Origin of the sequence: Pseudomonas sp. HMSC063H08, from assembly GCF_001813645.1 — a bacterium.
Taxonomy (GTDB): Bacteria; Pseudomonadota; Gammaproteobacteria; order Pseudomonadales; family Pseudomonadaceae; genus Pseudomonas; species Pseudomonas aeruginosa.
Genome location: NZ_KV813547.1, coordinates 1 through 205, shown reverse-complemented (window position 1 = coordinate 205; position 205 = coordinate 1). Strand labels below are relative to the sequence as shown.

Annotated in this window: 1 protein-coding gene; it reads left to right on the top strand. The window is 57.6% G+C overall.

What is annotated here, in order from left to right; all coding sequences use genetic code 11:
* Positions 1-66: 66 nt before the first annotated feature.
* Positions 67-205: DUF3487 family protein (locus HMPREF2924_RS24870; RefSeq protein WP_141765573.1), on the top strand; the 139-nt coding region annotated here is incomplete at its 3' end.

The following is a 205-nucleotide window of genomic DNA, read 5'->3' as shown; positions in this document are numbered from 1 at the left end:
TCGGCCTGCTGATCTTGATCATTTATCTCGTCACCAAAGCCTCCACCATCATGTAAGGGCCTTCCCATGCCCGAAGAACATCTGTTTCAGGATGGAACCCTCAGCTTCCTGCCGACCCGTTTGAACCGGCAACCGGTGGTCATCGGCGGCCTGACCGCAGACGAAATGTGGATCACGGTCTTCACCAGCGGAGCAGCCGGGTTCG